The sequence below is a fragment of the Cylindrospermopsis sp. CR12 genome (genome assembly GCF_001432185.1).
In the GTDB taxonomy this organism is placed as follows: domain Bacteria; phylum Cyanobacteriota; class Cyanobacteriia; order Cyanobacteriales; family Nostocaceae; genus Raphidiopsis; species Raphidiopsis raciborskii.
Genome location: NZ_LMVE01000131.1, coordinates 23,442 through 42,271, shown reverse-complemented (window position 1 = coordinate 42,271; position 18,830 = coordinate 23,442). Strand labels below are relative to the sequence as shown.

The following is an 18,830-nucleotide window of genomic DNA, read 5'->3' as shown; positions in this document are numbered from 1 at the left end:
CGGTGAAAAACCCGAAGGGTGGGAAGCAAGCGGGAAACGAGTTAGTCGTGGAGTATATGAAACTTCTGATGGGTTCAAAATTAATGCGGACTGTAATGGTGCTGCTAATATTTTGAAAAAAGTAGCGGTGATGCTAGGAATTGATCTTAGCGGAATCAGTAGAGGCTGTTTAAGCCAGCCTCAGAAAGTTCGTTTATGGACTCTTCAGAAATCTCCGTGTCTTTAGACCGGAGAAGCTTAATAACATAACTCAACCAATGTGGGAAAAATAAAAATGCTGCAATTAGCACCTCATATATTTCATATCTTACACCAGCACGGTATAGAACACGCATTTGGCATACCCGGTGATTTTGCCCTTACCTTGTATGATGCCTTAAAAGAAAGCAAAATTAAGCCAGTAATTATGACCCATGAACCAAGTGTAGGTTTTGCTGCTGACGTTTATGCCCGTATTCGTGGTTTAGGTTTGGCAGTAGTTACCTATGGAGTAGGTGGCTTAAACATGGTTAATGCTGTAGCAGGTGCCTATGCAGAGAAGTCACCATTAGTAATTTTAAGTGGTAGTCCAGGAATAAAAGAAAGAAGACAGGATAGCTTACTACACCACAAAGTAAAAACCTTTGACAGTCAAAGACGAGTTTATGAAGAAGTAACAGTTTATGCTAGTGCTATTACTGATGTAGAAACAGCCGAGAGAAAAATACATCGTGCTATTGATTATGCAAAAACGTTTAAACGTCCTGTATATTTAGAAATACCCCGTGATATGGTATACGCGGAGTTACCGGAGGCGGAGTATGAACGAGTACCAATAAAGCACACGGATAGAGATACCTTAAAGGAGGCGGTATCAGAGACATTAGAAATACTAGAAAAAGCCAAATCACCAGTAATTATAGCGGGCGTGGAAGTACACCGTTTTGGGTTACAAGTAGAACTGTTAGCACTTGCAGAAAAATTGGGCGTACCGATTTGTGCCACCATGTTAGGAAAATCAGTATTTCCAGAAACCCATCCCCAATATCTAGGGATTTACAATGGTGAAGCGGGAGACGAAAATATTAACAAAATAGTGGAAGAATCCGACTGTTTATTAATGTTAGGGGTATTCATGACAGATATTAACCTAGGAATGTTTACTGCCCATATTAACCAAAAACATACCATATCTGCCACCTCAGAACGGATTGCTATTAAACATCATGAATATCAGAACATTTTATTTACCGACTTCATTGCGGGACTATTAAAAAATCCCCATTTACCACATTTTCAATTCCCAAATACTTATAGGATGCACCCGCGAGTAGAGGAAAAAATAGATAATATATCTATGGGTGGATTAATTTATGAAATTAATCAATTTATTGATCATAAAACCATAATTATTACCGATGTAGGAGACAGTTTATTTGCAGCAGATGATATTCAAACCAAACAAGGAACAAGCTATTTAGCTCCCGCTTTTTATGCGAGCATGGGTTTTGCCATTCCGGGAATAATAGGTGCTCAATTAGCAGATCCCTTTCGTCGGGTGTTGGCATTAGTTGGTGATGGTGCATTCCAAATGACAGGAATGGAACTATTAACAGCTAAAAGACTGGGAATGAACCCCATAGTAATTATTATTAATAATGGTTCTTTTGCTTCTTTAAGAGCCATGGGACATGAGGATGCGGACTTCGTAAATATTAGTACAATTGACTATGCTGATTTGGCTAAAGTTTTAGGAGGCAATGGCTTTGTAATTCATACAGGATTAGAACTAAGAAGAGCCTTGAGTGTAGCGAAAGACAGTGAAAATTTTAGCATTTTAGATGTGAGAATTTCTGCAGATGATATTTCACCAGCTTTACAAAGACTAAAAACTCTATTTACTCAAACTTTGAAATAAAACACAATAAGGAGTAAGGGAAATACCATGGAAATATTTTTAAAAATTGCTGAAATGGGACACAAGCAAGTAACATTCTGTTATGACCAAGAATCAGGATTGAAAGCTATTGTCGCCATCCACAATACTAATTTAGGTTCGGGGGTAGCCCTAGGGGGGACAAGATTATTGCCATATTCCACAGAAGAAGATGCTCTCAAAGATGTCCTGCGTTTGAGTTATGCCATGACCTATAAAGCAGCTTGTGCCAATATTCCCATGGGTGGTGGTAAAGCAGTAATCATAGCAGATCCCGAACAGAAAACCGATAAGTTATTTAATGCCTATGGAAGTTTTGTCAATAGTTTTGGAGGGAGTTTTATTACTGGACAAGATGTAAATATTTCCTGGGAAGATGCCCATAAAATAGGTGAAAAAACACCCTATATGATTGGGTTAATATCCACATACGGTGGTTCTAGCTATCCTACCGCAGTGGGAGTAGAAGCGGGGATGAAAGCAGCAGTAGATTTTTACTGGGGGAAGAAAAATCTCCAAGGCTTAAAAGTGGCTATTCAAGGAGTAGGCAAAGTGGGTAAAAACCTTTGTGAAATTTTATCCCACCAGGAAGTGGAAATTTTTGTCAGCGATATATCTAATCATAAACTGGCAGAAGTTGAGAAGTTATATCCGGTAAATATTGTAGATGTGGAAGAAATTTATGAATTAGATGTTGATATATTTGCTCCCTGTGCTTTAGGGGGGATCATTAATAGTTGTACCATTCCCAAATTGCAAGCTAAAATTATTGCAGGAGCAGCCAACAACCAACTGGAGAATGAGGAATTAGATAGTCAGCTATTAGTAGATAGAAATATAGTCTATTGTCCAGATTATGTAATTAACGCTGGAGGTTTAATTCATGTTTATGATGGCATGATAGGGCTAAGTGAAGAAAGTTCCTTGGCAAGAGTGAGGAATATATATAATACATTAAAACAGGTATTTGCAATTTCTAAAGAATACAATATTACTCCACTAACTGCATCAAGACAGTTAGCGGAGAGTCGGTTTTTAAATAATAAAACTCAAAATTAAATTGACATATTAACCTCTAATCACTATGATCGCTCTACCCCCTGGACTGACCACTTCTTCTGTAGTAGTACGTTCTTCAATGGGGGGTAAATCAGGGCGACGATCAAAAATCACTAACCAACCCGTATCCAGTCCTAGTCCTGCCAAATATTTATCTAACTGTTGGAGTCCCTGGGGGAGTGGATCTTTCTTACCAGGTTTCCACACCTTCAGTTCCATGCCCATCACCACCACACCATAGCGTAAACAAATATCCATGCGACCCGAACCGATCGCGTACTCTCGCTCTAACGTACCGCCCCCATTCACGATACGGTGTAAGAATGCCATTAATACCAGATGGGGGGCAATCTCGTGGTAGGGCACACTTTTCAGTAACGGTTCTCCATGTTGTCGCCAGAAGTCAAGAAAAGCATTTAAGAGTTTTTCAGGATTTAAACTATGGTCGGTGTTTAACCAACTGGGTTGAATTTGGGGCAAACTATCCTGACTACCTTGAGATAACACGCGAGGAATCACTTCCTGGTAAATGGGATTGGCAATAGTTAGTCCACCCAAAGAACTACGCTTCAGTAAACCTAAATCCAGTACAAAACGGCGATCATCTTCTGGAGTATCCGGTAAGTCTGATCCCGCTAATATAGGCTGAATAATCGCTTTAACCCGATCTTCCCGCAGTCTTTCCGCAAGGCTATCTAAATGGGTATCTTGACGCTGAATAAGGATTTCCTTAGCTTGTTTAATCACATCAATCGTAATAGGTTGATTGACATCTTTTACTAAAACAGTTGTAGCTTGACGAGCTAAAGCATTAACTAACCAGGGTTGTCCATCGGTTAAATAAAAGGCATGATGAATCGCTTCGGGAGTGAAGATTTGTCCCGTGGCTTCTGTATGTTGTAAATAGAGTTCTTGAACTTCATCAAAACTAAAATTAGAGAGGGTTAAGGACTCTGCTTTAATGTTAAAAGGGCTGGCGCTATTTAGGCGTTCACTGCCCCCAGATTTTACTTTATAATCCCGCACATCTCGCATTCCAATTAACCCCAAAGAATGGGGAAATCCGTGAGGACGATTAGGAAAACCAGAACGCAATTGTCGTAATACAAATATTAATGTTTCGTCGCTAAGTGCATCAATTTCATCCAGAAAAACAGCTAAAGGACGATCAGCCGTTGCTGCCCAGTTACTCAAAAAGGTGCTCAGTTGAGAACTACTTTCCGTCGCTGGCCATTCAGTGGGTTGTAAATCTGGAGGTAACCGAAAGCGGAGTGACTGTCGCCATTCCGCTAAAATAGACTGCTCGGCTTTGTGCGGATCCTGGGAAAAAGGTGCCCCCACCTCTAAGGACAGCATCACAGAAGTATAGTGGCCACTCGCAGTTAATTCCTGGGCAAGGGCTATCATAGCAGTGGTTTTCCCCACTTGTCGCGGGGCATGGATGATAAAGTAATTGCGTCCATCAATTAAGGCTTTCAACTCAGGCAGTCGCGCTGTGGGAGATAGCATATAGTGGATATCGGATTGGCATGGGCCAGCAGTGTTAAAGTGTTTAGGCATAGTTTTAATAATTAATAATTATGAAAGCAGCGATCGTTTATTGACTTTATATCTTCCGAGAATAAATCGGGACGCAATTACTAAATGCCAGTCTCACAACGATCGCTTTTGGGGATCCCGCGATCGCATCCGACTCCAGAAAGGAACACAATTCTTAGTGAAACTTAAGGGAAATCGTTTTTAAGTTTTTAAGATAAAATTCTATTTTCGTAAGACCGACGTGATGATGATCGTAATTGTGGCACTGGCAATCAAAGTAAAGGCAAGTTGCACAACCCACTGGGTGGCCTGTTGATAGTTACTAAAACGATCATTGAATTTCTCATTGTCTGCGGATAGCTTTCCCACGGTGCTGGACAACTGATCTACAGTATTAGACAACTGATCTACAGTATTAGACAAGTGATCTACAGTATTAGACAAGTGATCTAGTTTTTGCTCAATGCGATCGAGGCGATCTTCACTGATGGTTGATTGGGTCATGTTGAATCTCGAGATAAGTTTTAGATCCCCATTCTAACAAAAATGATTGCTCTTCTCACCTTCTAACGCTTTTTAGGGGATCCCACGATCGCGTATTTATTATAGGTACAAGACGGTTGAGGGCCAAGCATCGCTCCCAATTCCTGAAAGGATCCCCCTTCAACAAATTCAGGATTTTTCCTTGAGAAGAAACTGGGGATTTATGGAATAGTGGCAATTGAGGCGCGATCGCTAAAACCAGTCGGTTTTCAACCGACTTGCGCTTTGAGACCGGGAATTAATTCCCGGTCTCCCCCACAGACAGTGCTTTACAATCGCCCATTTTTAAAAACATTCTACCATAACTAGTAAAACACATATTGGGTTGAGGAAGGAAACCCAACCTACGTTCTTTACCGCTAACCCACTTATCTGAATTATTAAATTATATAGTACCTCTTCTAAGTGTTTTCAGAATCTTGCTGATCTTGAGAAAATGTGGATTACGTGACAGCTTGATGATAGTTGGGTCGTCAGTTTCTAGAACAATTTTGTTATAAATGTCAATCACCTGCATCAAATTGTCATAATCCAAAATTAACGCTGTTTCACCCTCCGGAAGATGATCTTGAACCAGATTTGTACTGGCTACCAATTTTTCTCCATTTAAGTTGGTAGCAGAAAAATTATTCCCAGGAATATCTAACTGGGATAGAACTTTTACAAATAACCCTAATAGCGTATCAGTATACAAGGGTGAAACTCCATCAGAGATTAAGGATGATCTGATGGAGAAAATGCCACTTGCTGATAAAGAATCACTACTATTGGGAATCAATTCCTGGATGGTATTTCTTAACTCCCGTAGGTTATTAGCAGAAACCACAAGAGTGATTTTTTCCTGATTATTAGTTGGGTTAGAGTCAATACCAGTAGCACTCTCTTGAATCTTGCCAGACTCGGATGTAGAACTAGCAGTTCCAACCATCTTGGCATCAGGTGAACTAACTTGGGCAAAACTCGTAAGCTGATGAAATAAAACTATTAAAGGTGAAAAAGTCAATGTAATAATCAAGGTTTTGATTTTGAACATGGTTATCCTCTTGCTTGAGTAACAGATGCTTGATATGGAATTTCTACCACTCAATTTTTAAAAATCCCGGAGAGCTGACTAGGTATATAAATATCTTGACCGTTTTTTTACAATTGAGACTTAGGAACTGATTAAGTTTTTACAAAATTAAAGGATAGCGAGCTATTATTTACCCGCTATCTAATTTGACAATCTTTGCTCAAACAAAAAGAAATTATTTCTCAGTCAATCATCAACAAGTTATATAATACCTGAACGAAGGGTTTTGAGAATCTTACTAATTTTGAGAAAGTCTTGGTTACGTGATAGCTTAATAATGGTTGGATCATCACTTTCTAGGACGATTCTATTATAGATATTGATTGCCTCTGTCAAGTTGTTAGAATCCAAAATTAAAGCTATTTCACCTTCAGCAAGACTATCTTGAGCTATAGTCACAGTAGGTTTGAAAATTTTTGTGCTCGCTACTAATTTTTCCGGATTTAAGTTGTTGGCAGAAAAATTGGTATTAGGAACACCCAGCTGAGATAATACCCTAGAAAAAGAAACTATTAGCTGCTCAATATGCGCAGGGGAAACACCATCGGAAATTAAAGATGCTCTCAGGGATGAAAAAGTAATCGGTGACAGAGAATCACTACCGCTAGAAACTAGTTGACCAATAGCATTTCTTAACTCCCGTAAGTTATTAGTAGAAACTATAACGGTAATGTTATCGGAACCTATAGATCCACCACCACTCATGGATCCTGCTGTCCCTAAACTGGGAGCGCTATTAGAACCTGTAGATCCACCACCACTCATAGATCCTGCTGTCCCTAAACTGGGAGCAGAAATGGGATTGTTATCAGAACCCGTAGATCCACCACCGCTTACAGATCCTGCTGTCCCTAAACTGGGAGAACTGACTTGAGCCCGACCTGTTAATTGGGTAGAAAGCACTATAAATGGTGTAAAAGTAAGAACAAAAATTACAGTTTTAAGGTTCAACATGATTAGTCTCCAAATTAAAAAGTTACAGCAATTTGCTTACGTAGCCATAGCTCTACTTACCGACAAAATTGAAACCATAACCGACCGTGAGAACAAGTATCCTACCACCCACACTATTATCAGTAAGATCTGCACCCTGAGCTGTGATTGCAAAGGGAATATTGGCTAGGGGAACTACGGATATACCAGCATTTAAACCTACCCCACTCCAACCTATACCCATTCCTATTTGGGGGTGAACTTGCACACCAAAACCCGCAAATAGTCCCGTAGTATCTTTACCCTGTCGGAAGTCACCACCTCCTGCTCCCAAGGAAAAAGAAAGGGCCATAGGATTAACAGGGTTATCAGGTTGTAAAAAAGAATAACTGGTTACGACACCGTAAACACCAGACGGTCTTATACCTTCAGTACCATACTGAGCAAAAGTTCTCCAACCAGCAGCAACACCTATAGCATGGTTTGTTTTTCTGTAGACAATGCGATGAGCTTTTAGGTCAAAGGTACCATTGTAACCAAAATTTTTGACACTCCCGTTGTTAAATGCTAGTTCTAAACCAATCAGGTTATAAGGATCGCCTAATCCAAAACCAGCAGTCATGCTCCCATCTGGATTACCATCACGACTTTTACCTGGTGTTGCAGCACCCGCTCCTATAAATATGTCACCCCAACTAGCACCAAAAGCACTGGGAGCACCAAAACTCAGTCCGGGTGTATAGGTTCGAGAGCTTTTCTGTTGTGATGTTTGTTTTTTGGGAACTGGTTCAGGTCTGGGAATTGTAGGGAGGACTGGTTCAATTAATAGGTCTCGACCCAATTTTTCCGCATTCTGAACAATCTCCATTTTCTCGTCTATCTTTTGTTCAGCATCTACCTGTTGGGCGATAGTTTGAGATTGGATGGGTAAGGGTTGATTAGCCCTTTTTTGACCAGTCTCTCTCAAACTATCAATAAATTCGGTAGTATGGTTTACCTTTATAGATTCTTCATTTGATGGGTCTATTTTTTTGTTCAATAATCCTTGATTATTCTCGCTTATGGAATCATTTGCTGAAACTGCTTTAATCCCAACAGATGTGGAAAAGAAGAGGAAACTTAATAAGTTTAGGGATAACAAACAGAGCCAATAATTAACCATTATTCTGGCTAATCGGTACTTGTACACAATATTTCTCATTAGGTTTTATAGAAGTTAATTATTGAGAAAATAGATTTTTATTCTAGTCTCATTCAGGAGATAGTTTCGATAAATTTCAATGAATTATGGCTGATATATTATGAAGAGATGCTAAATTTATCACCATGTTTATTGATAATGATATTTTTATATAAAATTTACTATATATTATTTGCAAAAAAGTGGGTTTGCAGTAAACTTGCTATTGCTTCTGGTTCCAACTTCTTATATTGCTCCTCTCCTAACATTAATATACAGTTGGGAGCTGTTCTACAAGCTTTCTGGCAATTGGTATGTTCAATTTTAACTTTATCTAATAAACCGCGATTGCACAAAGTTTTTTCTAGGTTAGCCAATAAAGATTTACCTCCATGCTTGAGACATGCAGATTTTTGACAAACCATAATTTTAGCTATATTTTCCTTCGATGAATAATCTAGGGGACAAAATCCTACAGGTCTAACCCCATAAGCTGTAAGTTTAATTTTGCCATTGACTCGATTTAATTTGCTTACTACACTTACACAAATTTGTTCCCCAGTTAATAAATTCCTCAAGGAACAGCGTAAATTCTTGGGAATCTTAATTTTTAGATCTTGGGTAGAAGTTTTTAAATACAAATGTTTGTATTTTATTTTACACTTACCCCCATCATTTCCCTGTGAACTAAAACCTAAAAATTGTCCCTCTATATTCAATTGTGATAAGGTTAGATACTTTTTACCCATGTTAATTACATAAATTAAGTTACTCAAGATATAGATACCTGCATTATTATATAATTCAGGTATCTTTTTGTGTCAGGTTAGTGTAGAAGTTTAGCTTTTACGGTTTGAGGCAAATTTTCTCGTGGGGGGATTTGACTAAATTCTAATTGCCAACCATTAGCTAAAGTAAGAACCTTGCCTGCTTCACTATCTGTTTGTTTAACAACTTCTTCTTCTAAGTCCTTTTTCGCGACATAGACAACTAAAGTTCCAGCATCATTTACCCGTAGCATTACTTTCATAAGATATTTCCTCAGCGGATTCTAGTTCTCTTTTGCGACAACCGATAATGTACCCCGTATTTAAAAAATGGACAGCATATATATAATATGCTTGTAGAAAAGTTCCTATACTCGCCACATAACCCACATCTCCAATCCTAGCTAAAACTTCTCCAATTTCTCGACCAGGAAAAGTACCATCATTTTTAATCAGTTTTTTGACTCGTACTTTTTGCCCAATCTCAAATACAGGTGGAGAGTTTAGTTCTATTTCATCTTTTTGCATTAATACCTCTATTAGTTTAACTTTTTCCTGTTAGTTTTTGAGTTGTTAAGATATAGACCTTCCTTAGTATTTATTTAATGCCAAAATCACCACTCTCCTGGTAGTGCAAATCTTCTATATATTTCCGGGTATTTTTACCTACTATAGCTTTCCAAGGTGGAACATTGGATCCCACTGCATTAGCGACTAGTTGAGATAGCTGTGAAAAGTTATCTGTGTTTATTCCTAAATCAACTCCATATATGTATTTTAAAGCCATAACAACCTCTTCTAAAGCTGCATTTCCTGCTCTTTCACCCAGTCCATTAACGGTAGTATTTACAGATAGGGCACCACCCCTAATACCAGCAATAGCATTAGCAGTAGCGAGTCCAAAATCGTTATGGGTATGAATTTCTATAGGAATTGATAATCGAGAGACTAGTCGTTTAATTTTCAGGTGGGTTTTAAAGGGTTCTAAGATACCCACCGTATCACAAAAACGAAATCTTGATGCACCCCATTCTTGAGCGTATAAAGCAACATCTTCCAGAAAACTTTCATCTGCTCTGGAACAGTCTTCTCCTCCCACTCCTACCCAAAGATTATGATCAAGTGCAAAGTGAATACAATCTTGCAATCTTTGTAAACTAACTCGCCATTGTCCATGGAATTTGCTAGCGATTTGGATTCCAGAAACGGGAATAGCAATGTGTACTCTTTTAATCCCACAGGAGAGAGAAGCTTTAATGTCTGAAATAACTGCTCGGTTCCAAGCTAGTAATTTGGCATTTAGATCTAAATCATTAATAGCTCTAATGGCATTAATTTGTTCTTCCCCCATGGCGGGTATACCTACTTCTAATTCCCCAATGCCAATGGCATCCAAAAATTGGGCGATCGCCACTTTTTCTTTGAGTGTAAAAGTAACTCTTGCTGCTTGTTCACCATCCCGTAATGTAGTATCGTTAATGTTAATTTTACCCATCACAAATATTCCTGTAGGGGACTAGTGATTAATTGGTGATCTTTCTAGCTCCCTGGCTATGGCTAGTAATTAAAGTCACTTAATTATGTCTGATTATGCCTCAATTCTTGCGTCATATCTGTATGCTAAACCACCAATTTTAGAGATAAACTAAGATGGTTTATTGGTGGGCTGATCAGAATCTTTTATGAATAATCTATGACTAATATAGCTATTAGTCATTCCCGTAATCACCAAAATAGTTAATCCAGCAATTAAACTAATAATCATGGTATTTGCCTTTTAGGGTTGGAAATAGATATTGATTAAACATTTTCCGCTAACCAATCAAAAATCTTTTCCAGTTGTTGTAAGTCTATTAGTCCATATTGCCAAAGCAACATGGGAATTGGTGCTTCATCAAACTTACGCTGTCGTAGAGCAACAGCAACATCAGCGTGGGAAAGTTCTAACTCATGATAGAGAAAGTGGAGTAGTTTCTTGTCTGTCTTGCAGTTAATCATAGAATTAGTCTAAATTCCAGTTTCTAAGGGAGGCACAATTATTTGTAGGATGGGTTGAGGTTAGATACTTAATCGGATAGTCCAGACCAAGTTTATCTTTCTAGATTAGTCAAGGATTTTGGTGAAGTTGTATGTTCTGCTTATAGCAGTTGACCTTTAACTCAAAAAAATTGCGCCTAGGGATTAAATTTATTGAATTTATTAAGATTGTACTCACTAGGTTTAAAACCCTAGTGAACAGAACTTAATCTTTTTTTGGGTAATGGGGACTAGTTTTTTATGGATGGGGTACTAGTATTTATCAAGTGGGGTTTTAGTTTTGTAGTACTCCATTGAGAAAACCTCCATGAAGGTTGCTCATGGTAGAGCTAAAAGCTATGTATTAACCGTTGCTATTAATAGTTTATATTTTTGATCGGTAAAAGACCGATTTATTTATTTTCTTTTAATATCTCTTACCCATTATCCAAAAAATTTCCTCCTAGTAAACTTGGTTTTTTTAGGACAATACTCAGAACAGTCTATAGCTGCTTCCGTAAGGACTATATCTGGTTTTACTGCGCACTTGAGATAATGGTTATTAGAAAAGAATTTACAGTTCTTACAGGGGACTTGACTAACTCCATTGACAGTCAATGACATTTTCTCCTCTAAAGCAGAGCGAATTTTTTGGAGAATTAATAAAAATACTGCCCAAACAATCACGAAGCCCAAAGGACTTAAACTAATAGCTATATCGGAAATACTCAGCCACTGACTTACCTCTTGTTTTTGACCATTTTCTTCGACACTTTCCCTTTGTTTCAGTCGATAAAATGTCTGATTTGTTGCTAAACTTTCCGAATGTTTTTCATGTTTTGATATTACCCCCATGCAGTTTTTAAAAACCCCCATAGAAATTTTCATAATTTCATGATTTTTTCAATTATATGTTTAGCGCCATAAAAGTTCACCTATATCTTTCGATAGGTTTCATTGTAAATATCCAAATCTCTATCTCAGGAAATAACTTTTATTCCCACCTTCAACGAGGTGGGAACTCTCGCCCTATTGCTTAATTATTTGACAGACGTGCTTTTACATCCGTTGCAAAGTCTTCATATCTTCTCAGAGGGGTGACCTCCACATGGACACTTTGACCCATTTTTTTCATAATGGGTAAATCCAAGAGGATTTGATCCAGAGTATCAGGTGTGGGAACATCTACAATGGCGATTACCCGACGAGTTCCTACACATTTCCATAGGTCCACTGACCATTAGGAATCAAATTCATGCCGGAAATTACCAGATTTTACGGAATTATCATTAAACTGTTTTTTGCAGGTCATCCTCCTGCTCATTTTCATGCAATTTGTGGTGAATATAATGCCATTTTTAACCTAGAAACCCTAGAATTTATCGAAGGTGAGTATGAAATTTGGACTAATGGTCAACACTGTAGCCAAAACCTTGAACCGTAAGTTAAATTCTACCCAGATATAGAACAGGTTTTTCAACTGGGTGGGATTCCCTCCTCCTCAACAGGACGAATGATTGGTGGAGCGGGGGTAACTTCTGATCTAAATATTGCTTCTAATGCTGCTTCTAAATTTTGTGCCATGACAATACGATTCTCATAAACTACAATCACTCTAGCTAAGGTGGGTAAACTATTTTGAGTTGCTTCTAAATAAATTGGCTCTACATACAATAAGGATTTTTCAATGGGAATAATTAGAAGATTCCCCTGTACTGCTTTCGATCCCTGACGATTCCATAGGGAAATTTGTTGAGAAATGATGGGATCTTGATTAATCCTAGCTTCTATTTGCTCTGGACCATAAATCAACCTTTCTTTAGGAAAATTATATAATAGTAGCTTACCGTAGTTCTCACCATCAGAACGTGCTGCTAACCAGGCAATTAAATTTGTTCTTTGTTTTGGCGTGTAGGGAAGCAATAGGATAAATTCTTCAAAGGGAACACTAGGTAAACTGGTTATCAAATAATATGGTTCAACTTGACGGGGTTCTCCGCTATAGATTTCGTTGGGAATTTGCCATTGGTCTTCGCGGTTATAAAATACTTGGGGATTGATTACATGATATGTCATTAATCGTTCCGATTGTATTTTAAACAAGTCCACTGGATAGCGAACATGACTGCGGAGATTTTCAGGCATGTTTATAAACGGTTGGAACATTTTAGGGAAAATTCTTGACCAAGTAGTAATTAAAGGATCCTCTGGTTTAGCTATATAAAATCTGACGGTACCATTATACGCATCAATGATAACTTTTACCGAATTACGAATGTAATTAATACCATTCTTATTCCGATCTGAGTAAGGGTAACTACTACTAATAGTATAGCCATCAATCACCCAATATAGATAGTTTTTGCCAGCTTTAATTTGTTTGTCTTTATCATTCAAATTACCATCTGCTGCTACTAAATAGGGTTCGCTATCAAATTTTAAAAAAGGAGCGATCGCCTGAATTCTCTGACTAATATTACGCCTGAATAATATCTTGGTTTCCGGTAAAAAATCTCGTGTAAAAATCATTGGCCAATCTTTGAAATACATGGCAAATAACCAACGTTTCCACCCAGTTCCAATTGTAATTCCCCCTTGACCATCGTAGGTATTATAAATATTATCTGCACCGCTAGGATAATCTAATTCTTTAACCCTAGTTCCGGTCATGACATGAGTATTGGAAATTTCTCCATAATAAATTCGTGGCTCACCAATAGGTATACTCTGATCAATAGCTGCATTAGCTGTAGTTAGAGCCTTACCATTACCACTGATGTCTTTAACAAAATATTCTGGCAAGCCTCCAGGTGCAGCTGTATTGACAGGACTAATTGTAAATCCATACCCATGGGTGTAGACTAAACTGCGATTGACCCAAGTTTGTGCTTGCGGGGGAACAGCATCATAATCTAATTCTCGTGCAGCAATTAGGACTTGACGTTTTTCTGGAACTGTCTGTGGTTGTGTTTCTGTGGTAATTTCTTTTTTAATCATGTAGCGGTCAATATCCGCGTCAGGAAACCGGTAATAGGGACGAATTTGCTGTAATTGACGATTAGTTTTTAAAAGTGGTTCTTGATCCCATAGTCGAATATTCCTAATAGTTAAATCATTGGCCCTTAGATCAGACCTAATCAGGTTTTGTTGGGGGTTAAAAGTTTGAGCGTCAATGGAGTCTAAATCAAATGCTTGACGGGTAAGAGCAATAGTACGTTCTATATAGGGTTTTTCTCTTTCCAGTTCATTGGGTTGTACTACCAGATATTGCATAATATTGGGTATCATCCAGTCAGTGAGGATTATTAATCCTGCATAGATCCCCAACCCATAAATTGCCCATTCATGATGGGGAGATTTGCGATGCCAAAATAAACTTTGCCATAATAGGTAAAACGCTAGAATCACCGCGCCCACGCAAAGTATGGTATTAGCTGGCAACTGAAAATGCACGTCGGTAAAACTAGCGCCAAAACTCACTCCCCTGGGTGAATACACTAGCTGATAGCGCCTTAACCAATAACTAAAACCTAATACCAGCATCATCCCACTAGCTAGGGTCAATAAATGACGTTTCTGTTTCGGTGCAAACCCAGGAAATATACCCTGACTAAGACTATTAGCCGATAGTAAATAGGTAAGAGCAACTGATATGATTCCATATACACATAATCCTAAAAACCAAAAACAGAGAATTTCTGCTACTGGTAAAGAAAATACGTAAAAGCTGATATCTTTGCCAAATAAAGGTTCTGTCTGGTTAAAAGTTGTAGGGTAAAAGTATAATAAGATGCTATTCCATCTTTGACATACTAACCAGCCAAAACCACAACTGATAATTATGGCGATCGCCCACAGCAAAAATTCCCTATATACTAAAATAGCTATCCCTATCCCTAATGCCAATATAAAATACCTAAATTGAGATATTATCTTGATTAAGATTTGGGGAATTATTTCAGATCTAAATATAATTGTCGAATCAGATAAATCATCAATTCGAGTACCTGGGTTTTGCCAATAGCTGATGACTAATTGTCCATACCAGATTAATATTATTCCTATTAACAAGCTCAAACCCAAGGTCAATGGTAATAACCAAATAAATTTAATTGGTCGGGTTACAGTTTCTATGTGATCTGGTTGATATAATTGTGGATATTGGGGACTCAAAAACTTTGTGATTCTGGTGCTTAACTTATTTTTTGCTGTAATTGCTGGATCCATCTTCAACTCTTGAGGATATTGCCACTTTTTCGCTAAGGAAAGGTTCCCCCAAAAATAAATTATGCTCGTCCCAGTAATAATCACCCAGATCATACCCTGAGTTATTAGTCGCACCAGTAAGTTGGGCAAGTAACCCACTTCCTGAAACCAAAAAATTTCTGCTCCCAAGGAACACGCCAAGTCTAAACTTAGCCACAACCCCAAAGCAACAATAATAACTTTAACGCACCACTTCCAAAACATCTACTTTCTAGGAAGAATTCTTTACATCCTACATTTTACCTCTGGTTTTTAAAAACTTTAGACATTCTCGCAAAAAGTTTTGGGGAATCTCTATACTCTCACCCCAGTGTTGATGTATATAAGAAGCGTGCACATTAGGTAAATTCCATCCTTCCCATCCCATATTTTCTTCACAGTCATAACGAAAAGTATTAAATAAGGGATATGTGGTTTCACTATTTAAACAAGAACGATGAAACTCGTGTCCATAAATATTTTTTCCCCCATGGTGTAAAAAACTGTTTTCTAAAACTACTGCGCGACGATAACCTAGAGTTAGTTTTTTATCCATTTTCGCCGATGTTGGTATTATTCCTACCATAGACCAGGCTTGATTATCAAAGTCAATGATGCTTTCACATAAATACATTAAACCTCCACATTCTGCGATGGTTGGTATTCCGGATAAGATTATATTCTTCACCTGGTGAATTACCTGAATATTGGCCTCTAGTTCTTGGGCAAATACTTCGGGAAAACCACCGCCAAAATACATCCCCTGAATATTTTTGGGTAATTGATCATCATTGATAGGACTCCAAAATACTAATTCTGCTCCCAGTTCCTGCAATAGGTCTAGGTTGTCTTGATAATAGAAGTTAAAGGCTTTATCCCAGGCTACGGCAATTCTAATTTTATCATCTAATTCTTGAAGATTACCATTCGCTTCATTTAAATTACCTAGATTGGCTAATTTAGGTTCCTTGAGCTGATTCACTCGCAACAGTGGTAATAATAATTCCCAATCAAAACAATTATCTCCTAACTTTGCCAACTGGTCAATCACCCTGTCTAGGGCGGTTAATTCTCCTGTGGGCACTAAACCCAAATGACGATCAGGAATGCTTATATTATCTTCCCTTTTTAGTACACCAACAATAGGTAAACCAAGATTTTTTAGGGAACTTTTTAATAAAGATAAATGGCGATCGCTCCCCACCCTATTCAATACCAATCCAGCAATTTTTATTCTGGGATCTAAATGACAGTAACCATGAGCAATAGCAGCTACAGAACCAGAGAGACGACCACAGTCAATCACTAATATGACGGGAATATCTAATAATCTAGCCACATGAGCGGTACTGGCAAAATCCACCGGGTAATTAATCCTATCACTGTTATTATCAATAATTAGTGACGAAGCACCTACGCCGTCGAATAAACCCATTACTCCTTCAATCAAAGCATATTCAGATTTTTCGCTGTGAAGTTTAAAGCATTTTTGAATATACCCCTCAGAGGTCAAAACCGCATCTAAATTACGACAGGGTTGATTGGTTACATATTGATGAAACATAGGATCAATATAATCCGGACCAACCTTAAAAGATTGAACACTAACTCCCTGACGACACAGGGATGATAAAAGTGAGAGTGTTACAGTAGTTTTACCCACCCCACTCCGCTCTCCAGCGATAATCACGGTCATGAATTTTGATGACTAATAATCCAAGGTCTCTAAATTATAATACCAATATCATTAAACTAATAAACTAATAACCACCTTATTAACATATGTACTTATACCTAATCCGTCATGGTATTGCTCAGGAACATCAATTAGATATTAAAGACGAAGAGCGATCGCTTACTATAGAAGGGAAAAAGAAGATGGAAAAAATTGCCCAAAGACTAATCCAACTCAAATTTAAATTCGATTTAATCTTAACTAGTCCTTTAGTTCGCGCCAGACAAACAGCGGAAATACTTATGCAAGCTGGACTGGGTTCCCAATTAGAAACTTCATTACATTTGAGCTGGGAAGGGAATGTTCACAATTGGATACAAGAATGGTTAGAACCGAGAAGACATGATCAAAAATATGATCAGCAAACTCATTTAGCATTAGTGGGACATGAACCCTGTTTAAGCAGTTGGGCAGAAATTCTTGTTTGGGGAGAAGCAAAAGAAAAACTCATCCTCAAAAAAGCAGGTATGATAGGAATAGAAGTGCCAGATAATGGCTCTATAGTGGGTCATGGTCAAATGTTTTGGTTGACACCCCCAAGATACCTGCTATAACAGTTTTTTTGAGCTTTCGCATACAATGGTTGTTAAATCAACAACTATTAACTGTGAGGGGGATCCCTGGTAAGTTAGCTTGTTGCTGATATTTCATAAGGTAAATGGTGTAGCCATGACGGTGTGCGAGTATAAGCCAGGTTTAGAAGGAATTCCTGCAGCCCAGTCTAGTATTAGCTATGTAGACGGGCAAAAGGGAGTTTTAGAGTATCGTGGCATTAGAATTGAGGAACTGGCAGGTAAAAGTACCTTCTTAGAAACTGCCTATCTCCTCATCTGGGGAAAACTACCCACTAAGGAGGAACTAGTAGACTTTGAAAAGGAGATTGCCAGCCATAGACGGATAAAATACCGTATTCGAGATATGATGAAATGCTTTCCTGAAAGCGGACATCCAATGGATGCTTTACAAGCTTCAGCAGCAGCATTAGGATTATTCTACTCTCGTCGAGATCTCCATAATCCGGTATACATCCGGGATGCAGTAGTGCGGTTAATAGCCACAATCCCTACCATGGTAGCGGCATTTCAACTAATGCGCAAGGGCAATGATCCAGTTAAACCCAGGGATGATCTAAATTATGCTGCCAACTTCTTGTACATGCTCAATGAAAAAGAGCCTGATCCCTTAGCGGCAAGAATTTTCGATATTTGCTTAATTCTTCATGTTGAGCATACCATGAACGCGTCTACTTTTAGTGCACGAGTCACAGCTTCCACACTAACTGATCCCTATGCTGTTGTAGCTAGTGCGGTGGGTACTTTGGGTGGACCATTACATGGGGGTGCTAATGAAGAAGTTATACAGATGTTAGAAGAAATTGGCTCTGTAGATAATGTTGCGCCCTATTTAGAAGACCGTCTGCAAAAAAAAGCCAAAATTATGGGGTTCGGACATCGTGTCTACAAAGTTAAAGACCCCAGAGCCACAATTCTACAAGATTTGGCTCTACAACTATTCGATAAGTTTGGATCTGACAAATATTATGCTATTGCTCAAGAAGTAGAAAGAATCATGACCGAGAAAGTTGGCAATAAGGGAATATATCCTAACGTTGACTTCTATTCCGGTTTAGTGTACAGAAAGATGGGCATTCCGACAGACTTATTTACGCCCGTATTTGCGATCGCTCGTGTTGCTGGTTGGTTAGCCCACTGGAAAGAACAACTAGAAGAAAATCGCATTTTCCGTCCCACCCAGGTTTATAACGGTCTACATGGAATAGCTTACACTGCTATAGATCAGCGTTGATGGTGAGGGGGGGGGAAATC

At 38.4% G+C, this 18,830-nt stretch carries 18 protein-coding genes and 2 pseudogenes; 6 read left to right on the top strand and 14 right to left on the bottom strand.

The window, feature by feature from the left end; translation table 11 throughout:
- The 3 genes and pseudogenes from ASL19_RS18750 to ASL19_RS15250 all read left to right on the top strand — a co-directional run.
- Nucleotides 1-226 (top strand): annotated as a pseudogene (locus tag ASL19_RS18750) (transposase); the annotation flags it as partial.
- A gap of 48 nt (nucleotides 227-274) precedes the next feature.
- The gene (locus ASL19_RS15255; protein WP_057178985.1) at nucleotides 275-1,897 is read left to right on the top strand and encodes an alpha-keto acid decarboxylase family protein; all 1,623 of its coding nucleotides are present in this window, start codon (nucleotides 275-277) and stop codon (nucleotides 1,895-1,897) included.
- Between the two features lie 27 nt (nucleotides 1,898-1,924).
- The gene (locus ASL19_RS15250; protein ID WP_006277791.1) at nucleotides 1,925-2,974 is read left to right on the top strand and encodes a Glu/Leu/Phe/Val dehydrogenase dimerization domain-containing protein; all 1,050 of its coding nucleotides are present in this window, start codon (nucleotides 1,925-1,927) and stop codon (nucleotides 2,972-2,974) included.
- Nucleotides 2,975-2,983: 9 nt separating this feature from the next.
- Here ASL19_RS15250 and ASL19_RS15245 read toward each other — a convergent pair whose 3' ends face one another.
- The 12 genes and pseudogenes from ASL19_RS15245 to ASL19_RS15190 all read right to left on the bottom strand — a co-directional run bounded on the left by ASL19_RS15245 (nucleotide 2,984) and on the right by ASL19_RS15190 (nucleotide 12,258).
- Complete coding sequence (locus ASL19_RS15245) at nucleotides 2,984-4,534, bottom strand: AAA-like domain-containing protein (protein ID WP_057178984.1); 1,551 nt, start codon at nucleotides 4,532-4,534, stop codon at nucleotides 2,984-2,986.
- Nucleotides 4,535-4,735: 201 nt separating this feature from the next.
- Entirely contained in the window at nucleotides 4,736-5,017 is a 282-nt protein-coding gene (locus tag ASL19_RS15240) for a hypothetical protein (RefSeq protein WP_057178983.1), read from the bottom strand.
- A 424-nt stretch (nucleotides 5,018-5,441) separates the two neighbouring features.
- Complete coding sequence (locus tag ASL19_RS15235; protein ID WP_057178982.1) at nucleotides 5,442-6,089, bottom strand: hypothetical protein; 648 nt, start codon at nucleotides 6,087-6,089, stop codon at nucleotides 5,442-5,444.
- A gap of 240 nt (nucleotides 6,090-6,329) precedes the next feature.
- Entirely contained in the window at nucleotides 6,330-7,082 is a 753-nt protein-coding gene (locus tag ASL19_RS15230) for a hypothetical protein (RefSeq protein WP_006277795.1), read from the bottom strand.
- 52 nt (nucleotides 7,083-7,134) lie between these two features.
- On the bottom strand, nucleotides 7,135-8,223 hold the full coding sequence (locus ASL19_RS15225; RefSeq protein ID WP_006277796.1) for a hypothetical protein: 1,089 nt from the start codon (nucleotides 8,221-8,223) through the stop codon (nucleotides 7,135-7,137).
- 200 nt (nucleotides 8,224-8,423) lie between these two features.
- Complete coding sequence (locus tag ASL19_RS15220; protein ID WP_057178981.1) at nucleotides 8,424-8,990, bottom strand: (2Fe-2S) ferredoxin domain-containing protein; 567 nt, start codon at nucleotides 8,988-8,990, stop codon at nucleotides 8,424-8,426.
- Nucleotides 8,991-9,067: 77 nt separating this feature from the next.
- On the bottom strand, nucleotides 9,068-9,271 hold the full coding sequence (gene nifT / locus ASL19_RS15215) for a putative nitrogen fixation protein NifT (RefSeq protein ID WP_057178980.1): 204 nt from the start codon (nucleotides 9,269-9,271) through the stop codon (nucleotides 9,068-9,070).
- Nucleotides 9,246-9,536, bottom strand: coding sequence for a nitrogen fixation protein NifZ (locus ASL19_RS15210; RefSeq protein WP_006277799.1), 291 nt, complete (start codon nucleotides 9,534-9,536; stop codon nucleotides 9,246-9,248). Before ASL19_RS15210 ends, nifT begins: the two co-directional genes overlap by 26 nt.
- A 103-nt stretch (nucleotides 9,537-9,639) precedes the next feature.
- A pseudogene (locus tag ASL19_RS15205) lies at nucleotides 9,640-10,503 on the bottom strand (homocitrate synthase); the annotation flags it as partial.
- Between the two features lie 305 nt (nucleotides 10,504-10,808).
- Nucleotides 10,809-11,006: a DUF2949 domain-containing protein gene (locus tag ASL19_RS15200; RefSeq protein WP_057178979.1), complete on the bottom strand. Its 198-nt coding sequence runs from the start codon at nucleotides 11,004-11,006 to the stop codon at nucleotides 10,809-10,811.
- 462 nt (nucleotides 11,007-11,468) lie between these two features.
- Nucleotides 11,469-11,912, bottom strand: a complete 444-nt coding sequence (locus tag ASL19_RS15195) for a hypothetical protein (RefSeq protein ID WP_115538048.1) — start codon at nucleotides 11,910-11,912, stop codon at nucleotides 11,469-11,471.
- 148 nt (nucleotides 11,913-12,060) lie between these two features.
- Nucleotides 12,061-12,258 (bottom strand): muconolactone Delta-isomerase family protein, encoded by a 198-nt coding sequence (locus ASL19_RS15190; RefSeq protein ID WP_235529019.1) that lies wholly within the window; start codon nucleotides 12,256-12,258, stop codon nucleotides 12,061-12,063.
- A 21-nt stretch (nucleotides 12,259-12,279) separates the two neighbouring features.
- Between ASL19_RS15190 and ASL19_RS15185 the strand changes: the two genes are divergently transcribed.
- A complete protein-coding gene (locus ASL19_RS15185) occupies nucleotides 12,280-12,468 on the top strand; it encodes a DUF4160 domain-containing protein (protein WP_057178978.1) in 189 nt (62 codons plus the stop codon).
- 32 nt (nucleotides 12,469-12,500) lie between these two features.
- Here ASL19_RS15185 and ASL19_RS15180 read toward each other — a convergent pair whose 3' ends face one another.
- Both ASL19_RS15180 and ASL19_RS15175 read right to left on the bottom strand, forming a co-directional pair.
- Nucleotides 12,501-15,494, bottom strand: a complete 2,994-nt coding sequence (locus ASL19_RS15180) for a UPF0182 family protein (RefSeq protein WP_057178977.1) — start codon at nucleotides 15,492-15,494, stop codon at nucleotides 12,501-12,503.
- A 28-nt stretch (nucleotides 15,495-15,522) separates the two neighbouring features.
- On the bottom strand, nucleotides 15,523-16,965 hold the full coding sequence (locus ASL19_RS15175; protein ID WP_057178976.1) for a cobyrinate a,c-diamide synthase: 1,443 nt from the start codon (nucleotides 16,963-16,965) through the stop codon (nucleotides 15,523-15,525).
- Nucleotides 16,966-17,051: 86 nt separating this feature from the next.
- Here ASL19_RS15175 and sixA point away from each other — a divergent pair, with 86 nt between their 5' ends.
- Nucleotides 17,052-17,558, top strand: a complete 507-nt coding sequence (gene sixA, locus ASL19_RS15170; RefSeq protein WP_057178975.1) for a phosphohistidine phosphatase SixA — start codon at nucleotides 17,052-17,054, stop codon at nucleotides 17,556-17,558.
- A 115-nt stretch (nucleotides 17,559-17,673) separates the two neighbouring features.
- Complete coding sequence (locus ASL19_RS15165) at nucleotides 17,674-18,810, top strand: citrate synthase (RefSeq protein ID WP_057178974.1); 1,137 nt, start codon at nucleotides 17,674-17,676, stop codon at nucleotides 18,808-18,810.
- Nucleotides 18,811-18,830 lie beyond the last annotated feature (20 nt).

What these genes read in the sequence shown, in the direction of transcription:
- ASL19_RS15255 (WP_057178985.1), top strand. Translation starts at nt 275, where the DNA reads ATGCTGCAATTAGCACCTCATATATTTCATATCTTACACCAGCACGGT.
- ASL19_RS15250 (WP_006277791.1), top strand. Translation starts at nt 1,925, where the DNA reads ATGGAAATATTTTTAAAAATTGCTGAAATGGGACACAAGCAAGTAACA.
- ASL19_RS15245 (WP_057178984.1), bottom strand. Translation starts at nt 4,534, where the DNA reads ATGCCTAAACACTTTAACACTGCTGGCCCATGCCAATCCGATATCCAC.
- ASL19_RS15240 (WP_057178983.1), bottom strand. Translation starts at nt 5,017, where the DNA reads ATGACCCAATCAACCATCAGTGAAGATCGCCTCGATCGCATTGAGCAA.
- ASL19_RS15235 (WP_057178982.1), bottom strand. Translation starts at nt 6,089, where the DNA reads ATGTTCAAAATCAAAACCTTGATTATTACATTGACTTTTTCACCTTTA.
- ASL19_RS15230 (WP_006277795.1), bottom strand. Translation starts at nt 7,082, where the DNA reads ATGTTGAACCTTAAAACTGTAATTTTTGTTCTTACTTTTACACCATTT.
- ASL19_RS15225 (WP_006277796.1), bottom strand. Translation starts at nt 8,223, where the DNA reads ATGGTTAATTATTGGCTCTGTTTGTTATCCCTAAACTTATTAAGTTTC.
- ASL19_RS15220 (WP_057178981.1), bottom strand. Translation starts at nt 8,990, where the DNA reads ATGGGTAAAAAGTATCTAACCTTATCACAATTGAATATAGAGGGACAA.
- nifT (WP_057178980.1), bottom strand. Translation starts at nt 9,271, where the DNA reads ATGAAAGTAATGCTACGGGTAAATGATGCTGGAACTTTAGTTGTCTAT.
- ASL19_RS15210 (WP_006277799.1), bottom strand. Translation starts at nt 9,536, where the DNA reads ATGCAAAAAGATGAAATAGAACTAAACTCTCCACCTGTATTTGAGATT.
- ASL19_RS15200 (WP_057178979.1), bottom strand. Translation starts at nt 11,006, where the DNA reads ATGATTAACTGCAAGACAGACAAGAAACTACTCCACTTTCTCTATCAT.
- ASL19_RS15195 (WP_115538048.1), bottom strand. Translation starts at nt 11,912, where the DNA reads ATGAAAATTTCTATGGGGGTTTTTAAAAACTGCATGGGGGTAATATCA.
- ASL19_RS15185 (WP_057178978.1), top strand. Translation starts at nt 12,280, where the DNA reads ATGCCGGAAATTACCAGATTTTACGGAATTATCATTAAACTGTTTTTT.
- ASL19_RS15180 (WP_057178977.1), bottom strand. Translation starts at nt 15,494, where the DNA reads ATGTTTTGGAAGTGGTGCGTTAAAGTTATTATTGTTGCTTTGGGGTTG.
- ASL19_RS15175 (WP_057178976.1), bottom strand. Translation starts at nt 16,965, where the DNA reads ATGACCGTGATTATCGCTGGAGAGCGGAGTGGGGTGGGTAAAACTACT.
- sixA (WP_057178975.1), top strand. Translation starts at nt 17,052, where the DNA reads ATGTACTTATACCTAATCCGTCATGGTATTGCTCAGGAACATCAATTA.
- ASL19_RS15165 (WP_057178974.1), top strand. Translation starts at nt 17,674, where the DNA reads ATGACGGTGTGCGAGTATAAGCCAGGTTTAGAAGGAATTCCTGCAGCC.